The following is a 12,386-nucleotide window of genomic DNA, read 5'->3' as shown; positions in this document are numbered from 1 at the left end:
ACATTCCGAACCCGGAAGCTAAGCCTCACAGCGCCGATGGTACTGCAGGGGGGACCCTGTGGGAGAGTAGGACGCCGCCGAACAAATATTACAGAAACCCCCGTACCGGGAAACCGGTCACGGGGGTTTTCTGCGTTCAGGGGCATTTCCCCTCCGTTCACCAGAACCTTCGTTCACCTCCGTTCACCTCTACTCCAGGCCCTGTGGACGGCTGGGCGTTGTTGTGGACGGAGAGCGGAGAGCGGAGAGCGGGGGCGGAAGGCGGATGGACGGGAAAGGGGGCGGTCTCCTTGTGGAGACCGCCCCCTTTCCCGTGGTGCGGTTACTTCAGGTCTCGTGGTGCGGTTACTTCAGGCGGGACGACGCGACGATCGAGACGATGTGCGCGGGCACGAGCAGCCACACGATCGCCGTCACGGCGACGGTCGCGATGCGCGTGGCCGTCAGATCGCCGAGCGCCAGGTCGACGACCGCGGTGACGAGCAGCAGGATGGTGCACTCGATGCCGTTGACCAGGCGGTGGAGGCCGACGGCCGAGGCCAGCCGGCGGACCTGCGCGAGACCGCTGGAGCGCGGGACGACGGACTGGTCGTTCGCCTTCTCCATGCCGCTGTCGGAGCGGGCCACATGGACGAGGTCGGAGGACGACTTCAGGAGCAGGACACCGATGGCGGCGGCCAGACCGGCCACGAGATAGGGGTCGAGGCCGAGTTCGGAGGCGCGGATGCCCATGCCCACCATCACGGCGGCGTCGGCGAGGTAGGCACCGAGCCGGTCCAGGTAGACGCCCAGCGGGCTGAACTGGCGGCGCCAGCGGGCCACTTCACCGTCCACACAGTCGAGCAGCAGATACAGCTGCATGAAGAGGACGGAGAGCACGGCGCCGCCGAGGCCCGGCAGGATCAGGGCGACTCCGGAGAGCATCCCCGCGAAGACCATGACCACGGTGATCTGGTTCGGGGAGATGCGGGCGTCCACGAGATGGCGGGTCACACGCAGGGAGAGCGACCTCATGTAGAGGCGGCCGGCCCAGTGTTCCGCCCTGCTGTCCAGTTTGCCCGCAGGGTGAATGACATCGCGGAGTTCCTCTAGTTGGACCTTGGGCATGCGGCGTTCTCCCTGGCGAGCTTGCACTGGATCGGGCGGCTGGAAATGTCGTACAGGGAAGAGCATGACGGGGGTCCGGACGGAGCCGATCGGCAGGGTGGAAATCAGGTGATCGTCGTCGTACGCGCGTACTACGGTGACGGCCATGGCCCCTATGACTCACGTGTTCCGTTCCATACGTCCCGACGAGTGGCGTCAGGTGAAGGAACTCAGGCTCGACGCCCTGCGCGACCCCGTCGCACATCTCGCGTTCCTGGAGACCCACGAGGACGCGGCCGCCAAGTCCGACGCCTTCTGGCAGGACCGGACGGCCGGGGCGGCCGTCGGCGTCGTCGAGCGGCAGCAGATCGTGGCCGTGGGCGAGGACGGCGGGTGGGCCGGGACCGTGACCGTGCTGGTCGAGGAGGCCGGGGAGCGGGACTGGCTCGGGAAGACGGTCGAGCGGACGCAGGGGCATCTGGTCGGAGTCTTCGTGCGCCCCGAACACCGGGGCACCGAGGCCGGGGTCACCCGGGCGCTCTTCGACGCCGCTCTCGCGTGGTCCTGGGAGGCCGGGCTCGAACGCGTGCGGCTCTTCGTGCACGAGAGGAACGGCCGCGCCGAGGCGTTCTACCGGAAGGCGGGTTTCCTGCCCACCGGAGAGACGGCGCCGATGCCGGGGGACACCGGGGAGTTGGAGCTGGAGTTCGTGATCACTCGGGGGTAGTGCGCGCGGACAGCCACCTACGTCGGACAGCCACCCGCGTCAGACCGGAAGCTCGTACTGCGGCCAGCGTGACCGGAGTTGTTCGCGGGAACGCAGGAGGGCCAGGGTCGGCAGGCCGCGGGCCGGGCCCGTGGTCAGCAGATCCGGGAGCTGGGGGAGCGGGGCCACGGCCGCGATGTCGTCTAGGACGAGCGTGAGTGGTGGGTCGAGCCGACCGGAGGATGACCGTTCGGCCATGCGCCGGCCACGCTCGACCACGCTTGAGGCGAGGGCCGTCAGGAGCGGCATGGCGCCGGGGTTCGCCTTGGGGTCCTCGATGGGTTCACCGACCAGATAAAGCGTGCCCCCTTCATTGACGAAGGAATCCAAGGCGAGGCTGTCATTTCGGTTCGGAGTGCAGGATTCGCGGATGTTGACCGTGCCGAACGACGCAAGGGCGCGTGCTGTCAGTTCCTGCGCGATGTCCCGGCGTTCGGGGTGCGAGACGAGCGCGGCCTCCAGCTCGCCGGCGGCGCCGGACGCGGCCTTGGGGTTCGTGCGCAGGGCCCGTACGGCGTCCTGCACCTGTGCACCCTGGGCCCAGCGGTGGACATGGCGGAAGGCCTTGCCCTCCACCGCGGCGGCGTGCAGATAGCTGCGCATGAGCGTTTCCGCGACATCGGCCATCGCCTGGTCCGCCTTGGCGGTGGGGCGTATCGGGGCGAGGAGAGCGGTCGCCCTGGCCGCGGCCGTCTCCTTGTCCTCGCAGCCCCCCGCGGGGGACCAGTGGAGCCGGGCCGGGGTGTCGCAGAGGTGGGCCGGGTCGTAGAGGAGGACGGGGCCCAGCTTGGCGCGGGCGTCCTTGGTCTCCGACCAGGTGCGGGGGTCGGAGGTGATGACGAGGGCCGGGCCCTCCGCGTCGCGTACGGCCTGGGCCGCGGTGAGGTGGCGGGTCTCGGGGGGCGCGAGGACGACCGCGCGGGTGGACGTCCACGTGGGTTTCGGCAGGGGCGCCGTGGCGGCCCCGGGCGGCATGGCCTCGGTGGAGACGGTGTCCCGGCCGCCCGCGTGGTCACGTGCCTGCGATCCCGTATGCCCGCGTACCTGCTCGTGTGCCTGCGCGCCCATGTGCTCGCGGGCCTGGGTGCCCGCTCGCTCGCCCTCGGCCGCTCTGTAGGCCGTCTCCAGGGGTTGCGCGGGCATCGGTCGCGCCGACAGCGGCTGCTGTTCCGTCCTGGCCGTCGGCACCACGGGATCGGGGACGTCCGTGGAACCGGCGGTCGCAGCGGTCTTCGAGCGTCTTCGCGCCCGTCCCGCCCGCCACCGTGCCACCGTCCCCATCACGAACACCGCGAGGACCAGCAGAACCATCAACTGGCCGATGAACAGGCCCCAGAAGAGGCCGTAGCCGGACAGCTGGGCGGCGGGGGTGTCGGGCCAGGCGCCGGCGATGTCGTGCGGCGCGCCGATCAGGTGCCGCATGGCCAGTGGTGTACGGGTGAAGGTGATCGCGTCCGGCCAGGCGCCGCGGGAGAACCAGCCCGCGAGGCCTGTCGCCGTCCACACCATCAGGGTCATGCCGAGGAGGAAGCCCAGCACCCCGATCAGCAGGCCGTCGGGGATGCCGCCCGCGCCCTCGCGCCGGGCGTCGTGCTGGTCGGGGTGCTGTCTCATCTCACGCCACCGTGGACTCGGTGGAGCCGTCGAGATCGCTGAGGTGCTGCTCCATGAAGGCCGCCGCCCGTTCCTCCGCCTCCAGTTCGGCGGCCTTCATCGCGTCGTCGGAGCGGAGGTCGGCGGACGACTGTGTCATCGCCCGGTCGGTGAAGACCAGCGGGCGTTCGGTCTCGGTGATGAGGTGCTTGACCACCTGGACGTTGCCGTTGACGTCCCAGACCGCGATGCCCGGGGTCAGCGTCGGGATGATCTCGACCGCCCAGCGGGGCAGCCCGAGGACCCGGCCGGTCGACCGTGCCTCGTCCGCCTTCTGCGCGTAGATCGTCCTCGTCGACGCCATCTTCAGGATCGCGGCGGCCTCCTTGGCCGCCGCCCCGTCGACCACGTCCGACAGATGGTGGACCACCGCCACGAAGGACAGGCCGAGGCGCCGGCCGAACTTCAGCAGCCGCTGGAACAGCTGGGCGACAAAGGGGCTGTTGATGATGTGCCACGCCTCCTCCACCAGGAAGATGCGCTTCTTGCGGTCGGGCCGGATCCAGGTGTGCTCCAGCCACACACCCACGATCGCCATGAGGATCGGCATGGCGATGGAGTTCCGGTCGATGTGGGACAGGTCGAAGACGGTGAGGGGGGCGTCCAGGTCGATGCCGACCGTCGTCGGGCCGTCGAACATGCCCCGCAGGTCACCGTCGACCAGCCGGTCCAGGACCAGTGCCACGTCCAGGCCCCAGGCCCGTACGTCGTCTATGGCGACGTTCATCGCCTCGGCCGACTCCGGTTCGGGGTGCCGCAGTTGCTCGACGATGTCGGTGAGCACCGGCTGGCGCTCGACGATCGTCTCGTTGACGTAGGCGTGCGCGACCTTCAGTGCGAAGCCGGACCGCTCGTCGAGGCTGTGCCCCATCGCGACCTCGATGATGGTGCGCAGCAGTGCCAGCTGGCCCGTCGTCGTGATCGCGGGGTCGAGCGGGTTGAGCCGGATTCCCATGTCCAGGGCGGCTGTCGGGTCGAGCCGGATGGGGGTTATACCCAGCTCCTGCGCGATGAGGTTCCATTCGCCGACGCCGTCCTCGCCCTGGGCGTCGAGGACGACGACCTGGCGGTCGCGGAAGCGCAACTGCCGTAGGACGTACGTCTTCTCCAGGGCCGACTTGCCGTTGCCGGACTCTCCGAGGACCAGCCAGTGCGGGGCGGGGAGCTGTTGCCCGTAGAGCTGGAAGGGGTCGTAGATGTACCCCTTGCCGGAGTACACCTCGCGGCCGATGATGACGCCCGAGTCGCCGAGGCCCGGTGCGGCGGTGGGCAGGTAGACCGCCTGCGCCTGGCCCGTGGACGTGCGCACGGGCAGGCGGGTCGTCTCGACCTTGCCGAACAGGAAGGAAGTGAAGGCGTCCGTAGCGGCGGACAGCGGATCCCGCATCAGTGCATCAGCCCCTACCTGCGGATTCCGGTGGCGAACGGCAGTGTGTTGACGAAGGCCCGGTGGTGCTCGCGGTCGCACCACTCCAGTTTCAGATACGACTTGCCGGCCGAGGCGCGGATCGTGCGCTTGTCGCGCGCGAGCGCCTCGGGGTTGCGGGAGGACACCGTGATGTAGCCGACGAGGTTGACGCCCGCGGCGCCGCTCGCGAGGTCCTCGCCGCGCTGGTCGAGGCGGTTGTGCGAGGCGATGTCGCGGGGGTCGACGGTCCGGTTCATCTTGGCGGCGCGGCTTGCCTCGGCCTCGTCGTTCGTCTTCTCGGTCAGCATGCGTTCGATGGCGACCTCGGTGGGTTCGAGGTCCATGGTCACGGCGACGGTGCGGATGACGTCGGGGGTGTGGACGAGGAGCGGGGCGAGGAAGTTGACGCCCACCGGGGTCATCGGCCACTCCTTCACCCAGGCCGTGGCGTGGCACCAGGGCGCGCGGGTGGAGGACTCGCGGGTCTTCGCCTGGAGGTACGTCGGCTCCATGGCGTCCAGCTCGGCCGGCCAGGCGTTGCGCCTGGTCATCGCCTGGATGTGGTCGATCGGGTGGTCGGGGTCGTACATCGAGTGCACGAGGGAGGCGAGGCGGCCCTGGCCGAGCGGCTGCCGTACGCGGATGTCGGCTTCCTGGAGCCGGGAGCAGATGTCGGTCAGCTCGCGTGCCATGACGACGGCGAGTCCGGCGTCCCGGTCGACCTTCCGGCCGCCCTGCGGTCGCGCCGCCCGCGCCATGGCCTGCGCCTCGGCGGCCAGCTCACGCGAGTAGTGCATGCAGGCGACGAGATAGGCCCGGTGCTGCTCACTGCTGGTGGACACCATCGACTGGAGCTGGTCGTACGACTGCTGGAGCCATCCGGGAGAGCGCTCGTCGCCGCGTACGGAGACGTCCTTGGCGTGGGCGTCCGGGTCGGCGGGGAGGGTGCGGGCGAGCATCTGGAGGCGGGTGACGAAGCCGTCGCCGTTCGCCACGTGCTTGAGCAGCGTCCCGAAACGGTCGACGAGGGCCTCCTGGTCCTCGCTGTCGCGCAGACCGACACCCGGGCCCTCGATCTCGATCGCGGCCGTCACGGTCCGCCGGTCGGCGTGCAGCAGCACGGCGATCTCGTCGGGCCCGAACGGGGCGGCGAGCCAGGAGATCCGTCCGATGCCGGGCGGCGGTCCGATCTCGACCTCTTTGCCGTCGAGGCGGGTGCCGGACTCCATCACCGGGCTGCGGTACGCCGTTCCCTGGCGCAGGTTCCGCTTGTAACTGCGGTTGATCTCGAACCACTTGTAGAACGTGCGGCGCTTGTACGGGACGTACACGGCGGCGAGCGCGAGCAGGGGGAAGCCCATCAGCAGCACGATCCGCATGGACAGTACCGGGACGAGCAGGCCGCACATCATGCCCAGGAACGCGCCCCCGATGATGAGCGCGATCTCGCCGGACTCGCGGTTCCGGCCGACGATCGCGTTCGGCCGGGCGCGGCCGATCAGATATGTACGGCGGGGCGTGACCGGATGGGACAGGTGGGACTCGGTCGTCAACGCCCTTCACCTCCCGTGCGGTTGGTACTGATGTTGCGGGTGTTGCTCGCGTGCGGGGTGTTGACCGGGCTGGTACGCGGCGGCGGTGCGGCGGAGGGGACGGATCCGCCTCCGTTCGGCGTACGACTGCTGTGCGCGGCCACACCGCCGGACGCGGGGTTGGCGGGTCGGGCCTGGCTGTTGCCGCCTCCGCCGTTGTTGTCGGCGCGCGTGCTGTGCGTCTTGATGCCCTGCGCGACCAGGGTGGCCGGCGAGCTGATCACGGCGGCCGCCTTGCCTTCGGCGCCCTGCATGATGCGGTTGTTGCGGGAGCCGGCGATCTCGTCGCCGAAGCCCGGCACGAAGCGGTAGATCATCGCGCTGGCGAAGATGGCCAGCAGGATGATGGCGAGCCCGGAGACGACGGCGGAGAACGCGTCGGGTCCGTTGTCGGAGCTGAGCGCACCGGCGAGGCCGAGCACGATGACGATGACCGGTTTCACCAGGATCACCGCGATCATGATGCCCGCCCAGCGGCGGACGTGGCCCCACAGGTTCTTGTCGACCAGGCCCGCGTAGACGACGGTGCCGAGCAGGGCGCCGACGTAGAGCAGGGCGGCCCGGATGACCAGCTCCAGCCAGAGGATTCCGGCGGCGAGGATCGAGACCATCGAGACGACGATCAGCATGATGGGGCCGCCGCCGATGTTGTCGCCCTTGCTCAGCGCGCCGGAGAACGTGCCGAAGAACGCGTCCGTCTGGTTGCCGGTCGTCTTGGCGAGCACCTCCGTCACGCCGTCCGTCGCCGACACCACCGTGTAGAGGATCAGCGGGGTGAACGCCGAGGCCAGCACGGTCAGCCAGAGGAACCCGATCGCCTCGGAGATGGCCGTACCGAGCGGGACACCCCGCACCGCCCGCTTCGTCACGGCCAGCAGCCACAGCAGCAGCGTCAGGATCGAGGACGCCGCGAAGACGACGGCGTACTGCTGGAGGAACTTGGGGTTCGTGAAGTCGACGTTGGCGGTCTCGTTCACGGCGGCGGAGAGTTTGTCGACGGTCCAGGAGGCGGCGTCGGCGCAGCCCTTCGCCAGGGAGGAGAGGGGATCCAGGGTCGAGCTGACCCCGGCGTCCCCGGTGAGTCCTGATTTGCCGGATCCCTTGGTGCCGCTCTCGCAGTAGTTCCTGGCGGGGCCGTGAATGAGACCGCAGTGGTTGCTGCCCGACGAGGGCGACGGCGACGGCGTGGGCGCGGCGACCGCTCTCGTGGCCAGCAGCACCGCCGAGGCCTGTACGGCCCCGACCGCTGCGGTCAGTTTGAGTACGCGGCGGTTAGCGGGCATACGTGAACCCTCCGTACTCCTCGACAGCCTTCGCGATGTCGTCGGCGCTGGAGGCCCGGTCGTCGCCAGGGACGGGCGCGGGGCCGTCCTTCTGGGAGTGCGAGACGATCTTCCAGTCGCCACCGGTCCACTCCAGCTTCATGGTGATGGTGAACCAGCTGCTGGTGACCGGGTTGGTGGAGTTCTCACCGGCGAGGCCGAGCAGACCACCGCACCAGACCTCCACGGTCACCGTGTTGTTCGAGGACGCGGTCGTCCTGGTTCCGATGGGAGTCGTACGCGATACGAATGTGTAGCCCTGCGGGGCTGTGCCGTTCTCGTTCAAACCCACGTTCTTGTTGAACTGCGGCGTGTACGCCTGGTCCAGCGTCGCCTCGAAGGCGGTCACCTTGGAAGGGGTGATCACAGTCGCGAGGATCTGGTCCCGCCTGGTCTTGTCGAACATGTCGGCCGAACCCAATGCCACCGCGTAGTTCGCCGCCGCGCTCTGCGCGCCCTGGGTGTTGTGGGCGAAGCCCGCCGGGATGCCCGCGGCCTTCGTCGTCACCGGGTTCGCTCCGGAGGCCGCCGTCGGCGATGTCTTCGCCTTGGAGCCGCCGCCGGCGCCCGGGGAGGCCGCGTTGTCGCCGCGGTTCGCGAAGGCGATCGCGGCGATGAGGAGGACGACCACGCCGACGACCGTGACCAGGCTCCGCGAGGAGGATCCGCGCCCGCGCCGCGCGCCGCCGTAGACGTCGCCCGGGCGGTCGGGCAGGCGGGTGCGGGTCTGGCCGGAGCCGCCGTACCCCCCGTCGTCGCCGCGCGGGCCGTCGCCGTACCCGGGTTCGTCACCGAGACTCATGCCGCGTACGCCCCCTCAACCTCTCGCTGAACCAAGTAGTACGACGGTAGCCGTGCTGGTTCCCGCGCGGGCGCGGTGTGGTGACTCGACATCAGGGAAACGCAACCTCAGCCGGTGGGCACGACGGACGGGTGGATCGGTGGAGCGGATTTCCGGGCACGCCCGGCCGGGGACTGACGGTGCGCCGGGTGCGGCGCGGCCCGGCCGGGCTACACGGCCATGCCGTACACGATGGTGAAGAGCGTGCCGAGGGAACCGATGATGAAGACTCCCGTGAGCCCGGCGATGATGAGGCCCTTGCCCTGTTCGGCGCTGAAGGTGTCGCGGAGGGCGGTCGCGCCGATGCGCTGTTTGGCCGCGCCCCAGATCGCGATGCCGAGGCAGAGCAGGATGGCGACCGCCATCACCACCTCGACCATCACCTTCGCTTCGTTGCCCAGGCTGCCGAAGGGACCCCAGTCCGGGGCGATTCCACCGATGATTGTGTTGATGTCGCCCTTGTCGGCTGCGAAAAGCATGTAAGTCACCGCCCCTAGTGGGTAGTTCTGCACCCCCTGCCACTGCGCGCAGAGGTCGGGCCCATTCTCGCCGACAATGACCCCGTCGTATGTCGACTTGACGGCATTGGTTGGCGGGATTCGTACGAATTCCTTGTCGCCGGCGTACGCGGGACCCTCGTGGGAGGCGTACGGCGGTATAAGAAGAGTCGTATCGTCACTCTGTGTATCACGGTCGGTCACGCCGGGCAATGAAGCGGAAGCGAAACCTGGCGTGTGGTTCCGTCGTTGTGCACTTCTACGGCTCGCTCCCCGGCTCGCGCGCGGGGCGAATTCGAACGGACGCGGCCCCGGCGCACCACTTCTGACGGTCCGTCGCGCCGGTGTTCCCCGGGTCGGCGCGTCTGCGCGGGGTGGACGCCGTACGGCGGGCCGACGGTCCAAAGGGTGTCCGGCACGGCGAACGGGCCGCGGCTGGTTGCCGCGGCCCGTTCGCCGGGGTGCCGCCGGGGAACCCCACGTCTCCCGACGGCCGCCCGCACTCCGGAGGTCAGCCGGTGAAGGCGGTGACACCCTCCGGGGTGCCCCAGCCGGTCGGGCCGTCGTAGCCCGTGGTGGCGGTGCAGAGGTAGCTGACGGTGCAGGTGCCGTTGTTGCCCGAGGTCACGTCGTTGAGCGCCGGGGTGCCGGCCGCGGTGTACGGGAACTTCGCCGGGTAGGAGCCGGTGGAGGGGGTGCCGGCGAGGGCGTAGACGCCCGCGATGACGGGTGACGAGACGCTGGTGCCGCCGAACGTGTACCAGCCCGCCGTGATGCCGTACGAGTCGTACACCGCGACGCCGGTGGCAGGGTCGGCGACCGCCGAGACGTCGGAGATGGTGCGCCTGGAGCAGCCCGTGTCGGTCTGCCAGGTCGGCTTGGCGTCGTAGGCGGAGCAGCCGGAGCCGGTGCCCTCGGTGCTGCTGGTCTTCCAGACCGACTCGGCCCAGCCGCGTGTGGTGGAGGCCGCCTTGGCCAGCGCGGTGCCGCCGACGGAGGTGACGTACCGCGAGGCGGCGGGGTACTCGGCGCCGTAGCCCGAGTCGCCCGCGCTGACGGTGATGGCGACACCGGGGTGGTTGAAGTACGCGGTGTCGTACGAGGTGTCGGAGGACGACTCGGAACCGCCGTAGCTGTTCGAGACGTACTTCGCGCCCAGGGCGACCGCCTCGTTCACCGCGGTGCCGAGGTTGGCCATGGTGGCGGACTTGGCCTCGACGAGGAGGATGTTGCACTTCGGGCAGATGGCGCTCGCCATGTCGAGGTCGAGGGAGATCTCCTCGGCCCAGCCGGTGTCGTTCGACGGCAGCGAGGTGGTCGAGCCGGTCTGGCTGACCTTCTTGAAGCAGCCGTTGGCGGTGGTGCACGCCGGGAGGCCGTAGTACGAGCGGTAGGTCGCGAGGTCGGCCTCGGCGTTGGGGTCGTTGTAGGCGTCGACGATGGCGATGGTCGCACCGGTGCCGTTGGCGGCGGCCGCGGAGGTCAGACCGTACGCGGCCTGGAGGTCGGTCGGCCCGAAGCCGGACGGCGTGGAGGCGTCGGCGGTATCGGGGGTGACGCCCTCGGCGTAGCCGTTCTCCGCCATGTACTCGGTGACGCCGCCGGTGACCCGCACGGCGTTGCAGGCGGCGACGTCGGCCTTGGTGGACCTCGCGCACGCCCTGGTCCAGCTGACGTGGGGGGTGACCTTGGGGGCGCCGGTACGGGCGTCCGCGGTCCCGGCGGCGCCGAGGCCCGCGAGGGCGAGGGCGGCGACGCCGAGGACGGCCGCGCCGGTTCGGCGCCAACGGCTGCGCTCGGGGCCGGCGGAAGGTCTCTGGGGGAGTGTGGTGCGCAACGTACAGCCTCCTGGAGGTGATTGACAGGGGCAGTGCGGGTGCGCCGCCGGCGTGTCCCCGGCGGTGGGCCGAGGGGCCCGCAGACGACCATCTCTTGTTGAGTACGCGACAACAAGAGACTTATGGAAGCCTTACTTCCGCCTTACTGAACGCGGCAGGCGCGTGACCTCCCCATGGCTCCCGGATGGCGGGAGGCTGACGGCCGCTTGACCCAACTCACAGCCGATTCAGGGGAATTGCACTGGTGGTGGTGCCGCGGTCATCGGCCGGTCATCCGTGTCGGCGGTGGCCGTGATGGCGCCGATGGCGGCGATGCCCACGCTATCAGCGGTCGCTTATATAAGTGGCTATTGATACGCTCGGCGCGTGCACGTATTCGACGTACTCGGTGACCCCGTGCGCCGCAGGATTCTGGAGCTGCTCGCCGACGGCGAGCTGAGCTCCGGCGCGGTCTGCGAGGTCATCAGGGAAGAGTTCGGGATATCGCAGCCCGCGGTCTCCCAGCATCTGAAGGTGCTGCGGGAGAACGGTTTCGCAACGGTGCGGCCGGAGGGGGCCCGGCGGCTGTACGCGGTGAACTCGGAACCGCTGCGGGACGTCGACGTGTGGCTGGACCGGTTCCGTCGTTTCTGGACGCCGCATCTGGACGCCCTGGGGACCGAGCTGGCGCGGGGAAAGCGGGAGCGTCGCCTGAGGGAGTCCGGCGACGCCGAGGGAAGACCTCCGGAGGAGCAACCGTGATCGACGTGACCTATCAGATCAACGCCGTGCGCCGCACCGTCGGCGCGCGCGAGTTCAAGGCGGGCGAAGCCAACGTGGTGACGCTGAGCCAGACCTACGACGCGACGGTCGAGGACGTCTGGGACGCCTGCACCAGCGCCGAGCGCATCCCCCGCTGGTTCCTGCCCGTCTCCGGTGACCTCCGCCTCGGCGGGACCTACCGGTTGGAGGGCAACGCGGGCGGCACGATCGAGCGGTGCGAGCCGCCGGAGAGCTTCGCCGCGACCTGGGAGTACGGCGGCGAGATCAGCTGGATCGAGGTGCGCGTGACCCCGGAGGGGGACCGCACCCGGTTCGAGCTCGAACACATCGCCCACGTCGGCGACGAACGCTGGGGGCAGTTCGGGCCCGGCGCGGTCGGCGTCGGCTGGGACCTCGGCCTGTTGGGCCTGGCCGGCCACCTCGGGTCCCCGGGCGGCACCCTGGACCCGAAGGAGAGCATGGCCTGGCTGGCCTCCGACGACGGCCTCCGCTTCATCGCGCTGAGCAGCGAGGGCTGGTACGCGGCGAACGTCGCCGCGGGCGCGCCGGAGGAGGCCGCACGGGCTTCGGCGGACCGGACCACCGCGGCGTACACCGGGGCCGAATCGGCGTGAGGCCGCC

11 protein-coding genes and 1 rRNA gene are annotated in these 12,386 nt (G+C 69.9%); 4 read left to right on the top strand and 8 right to left on the bottom strand.

The window, feature by feature from the left end; genetic code table 11:
* Nucleotides 1-83 (top strand): 5S ribosomal RNA (gene rrf / locus ACFYW8_RS11650); the annotation flags it as partial.
* A 262-nt stretch (nucleotides 84-345) separates the two neighbouring features.
* Here rrf and ACFYW8_RS11645 read toward each other — a convergent pair.
* A complete protein-coding gene (locus ACFYW8_RS11645) occupies nucleotides 346-1,107 on the bottom strand; it encodes a CDP-alcohol phosphatidyltransferase family protein (protein ID WP_365879070.1) in 762 nt (253 codons plus the stop codon).
* A 154-nt stretch (nucleotides 1,108-1,261) separates the two neighbouring features.
* Between ACFYW8_RS11645 and ACFYW8_RS11640 the strand changes: the two genes are divergently transcribed.
* Nucleotides 1,262-1,813 carry a GNAT family N-acetyltransferase gene (locus ACFYW8_RS11640; RefSeq protein WP_389071173.1) on the top strand — a complete coding sequence of 184 codons (552 nt, stop codon included), beginning with the start codon at nucleotides 1,262-1,264 and terminating at the stop codon, nucleotides 1,811-1,813.
* Between the two features lie 39 nt (nucleotides 1,814-1,852).
* Here ACFYW8_RS11640 and ACFYW8_RS11635 read toward each other — a convergent pair whose 3' ends face one another.
* The 7 genes from ACFYW8_RS11635 to ACFYW8_RS11605 form a co-directional block, all read right to left on the bottom strand.
* Nucleotides 1,853-3,466: a type VI secretion protein gene (locus ACFYW8_RS11635; RefSeq protein ID WP_389071075.1), complete on the bottom strand. Its 1,614-nt coding sequence runs from the start codon at nucleotides 3,464-3,466 to the stop codon at nucleotides 1,853-1,855.
* A gap of 1 nt (nucleotide 3,467) precedes the next feature.
* Complete coding sequence (locus ACFYW8_RS11630; RefSeq protein WP_389071070.1) at nucleotides 3,468-4,892, bottom strand: ATP-binding protein; 1,425 nt, start codon at nucleotides 4,890-4,892, stop codon at nucleotides 3,468-3,470.
* Between the two features lie 14 nt (nucleotides 4,893-4,906).
* On the bottom strand, nucleotides 4,907-6,466 hold the full coding sequence (locus ACFYW8_RS11625) for an SCO6880 family protein (RefSeq protein ID WP_365879076.1): 1,560 nt from the start codon (nucleotides 6,464-6,466) through the stop codon (nucleotides 4,907-4,909).
* Nucleotides 6,463-7,788, bottom strand: a complete 1,326-nt coding sequence (locus ACFYW8_RS11620) for a hypothetical protein (protein ID WP_389071063.1) — start codon at nucleotides 7,786-7,788, stop codon at nucleotides 6,463-6,465. The genes ACFYW8_RS11625 and ACFYW8_RS11620 overlap by 4 nt, the downstream gene beginning before the upstream one ends.
* The gene (locus ACFYW8_RS11615) at nucleotides 7,778-8,629 is read right to left on the bottom strand and encodes a hypothetical protein (RefSeq protein ID WP_389071059.1); all 852 of its coding nucleotides are present in this window, start codon (nucleotides 8,627-8,629) and stop codon (nucleotides 7,778-7,780) included. Before ACFYW8_RS11615 ends, ACFYW8_RS11620 begins: the two co-directional genes overlap by 11 nt.
* A 209-nt stretch (nucleotides 8,630-8,838) precedes the next feature.
* A complete protein-coding gene (locus tag ACFYW8_RS11610; RefSeq protein ID WP_037622434.1) occupies nucleotides 8,839-9,147 on the bottom strand; it encodes a hypothetical protein in 309 nt (102 codons plus the stop codon).
* A gap of 529 nt (nucleotides 9,148-9,676) precedes the next feature.
* Nucleotides 9,677-11,002 carry a peptidase S8 gene (locus ACFYW8_RS11605; RefSeq protein ID WP_389071055.1) on the bottom strand — a complete coding sequence of 442 codons (1,326 nt, stop codon included), beginning with the start codon at nucleotides 11,000-11,002 and terminating at the stop codon, nucleotides 9,677-9,679.
* A gap of 367 nt (nucleotides 11,003-11,369) precedes the next feature.
* On the opposite strand from ACFYW8_RS11605, the gene ACFYW8_RS11600 reads away from it, so the two are divergent.
* Entirely contained in the window at nucleotides 11,370-11,744 is a 375-nt protein-coding gene (locus tag ACFYW8_RS11600) for an ArsR/SmtB family transcription factor (protein WP_389071051.1), read from the top strand.
* Nucleotides 11,741-12,379 carry an SRPBCC family protein gene (locus ACFYW8_RS11595; protein WP_389071045.1) on the top strand — a complete coding sequence of 213 codons (639 nt, stop codon included), beginning with the start codon at nucleotides 11,741-11,743 and terminating at the stop codon, nucleotides 12,377-12,379. Before ACFYW8_RS11600 ends, ACFYW8_RS11595 begins: the two co-directional genes overlap by 4 nt.
* Nucleotides 12,380-12,386 lie beyond the last annotated feature (7 nt).

Origin of the sequence: Streptomyces sp. NPDC002742 (assembly GCF_042888885.1) — a bacterium.
Lineage (GTDB): Bacteria > Actinomycetota > Actinomycetes > Streptomycetales > Streptomycetaceae > Streptomyces.
The sequence above is the reverse complement of the archived record's forward strand: the minus strand, read 5'-3'. Positions and strand labels throughout refer to the sequence as shown.

Bases quoted from the DNA above. Each gene is read 5' to 3' on its own strand.
- ACFYW8_RS11630 (WP_389071070.1), bottom strand. From the start codon at position 4,892: ATGCGGGATCCGCTGTCCGCCGCTACGGACGCCTTCACTTCCTTCCTG.
- ACFYW8_RS11635 (WP_389071075.1), bottom strand. From the start codon at position 3,466: ATGAGACAGCACCCCGACCAGCACGACGCCCGGCGCGAGGGCGCGGGC.
- ACFYW8_RS11610 (WP_037622434.1), bottom strand. From the start codon at position 9,147: ATGCTTTTCGCAGCCGACAAGGGCGACATCAACACAATCATCGGTGGA.
- ACFYW8_RS11615 (WP_389071059.1), bottom strand. From the start codon at position 8,629: ATGAGTCTCGGTGACGAACCCGGGTACGGCGACGGCCCGCGCGGCGAC.
- ACFYW8_RS11645 (WP_365879070.1), bottom strand. From the start codon at position 1,107: ATGCCCAAGGTCCAACTAGAGGAACTCCGCGATGTCATTCACCCTGCG.
- ACFYW8_RS11640 (WP_389071173.1), top strand. From the start codon at position 1,262: ATGACTCACGTGTTCCGTTCCATACGTCCCGACGAGTGGCGTCAGGTG.
- ACFYW8_RS11620 (WP_389071063.1), bottom strand. From the start codon at position 7,788: ATGCCCGCTAACCGCCGCGTACTCAAACTGACCGCAGCGGTCGGGGCC.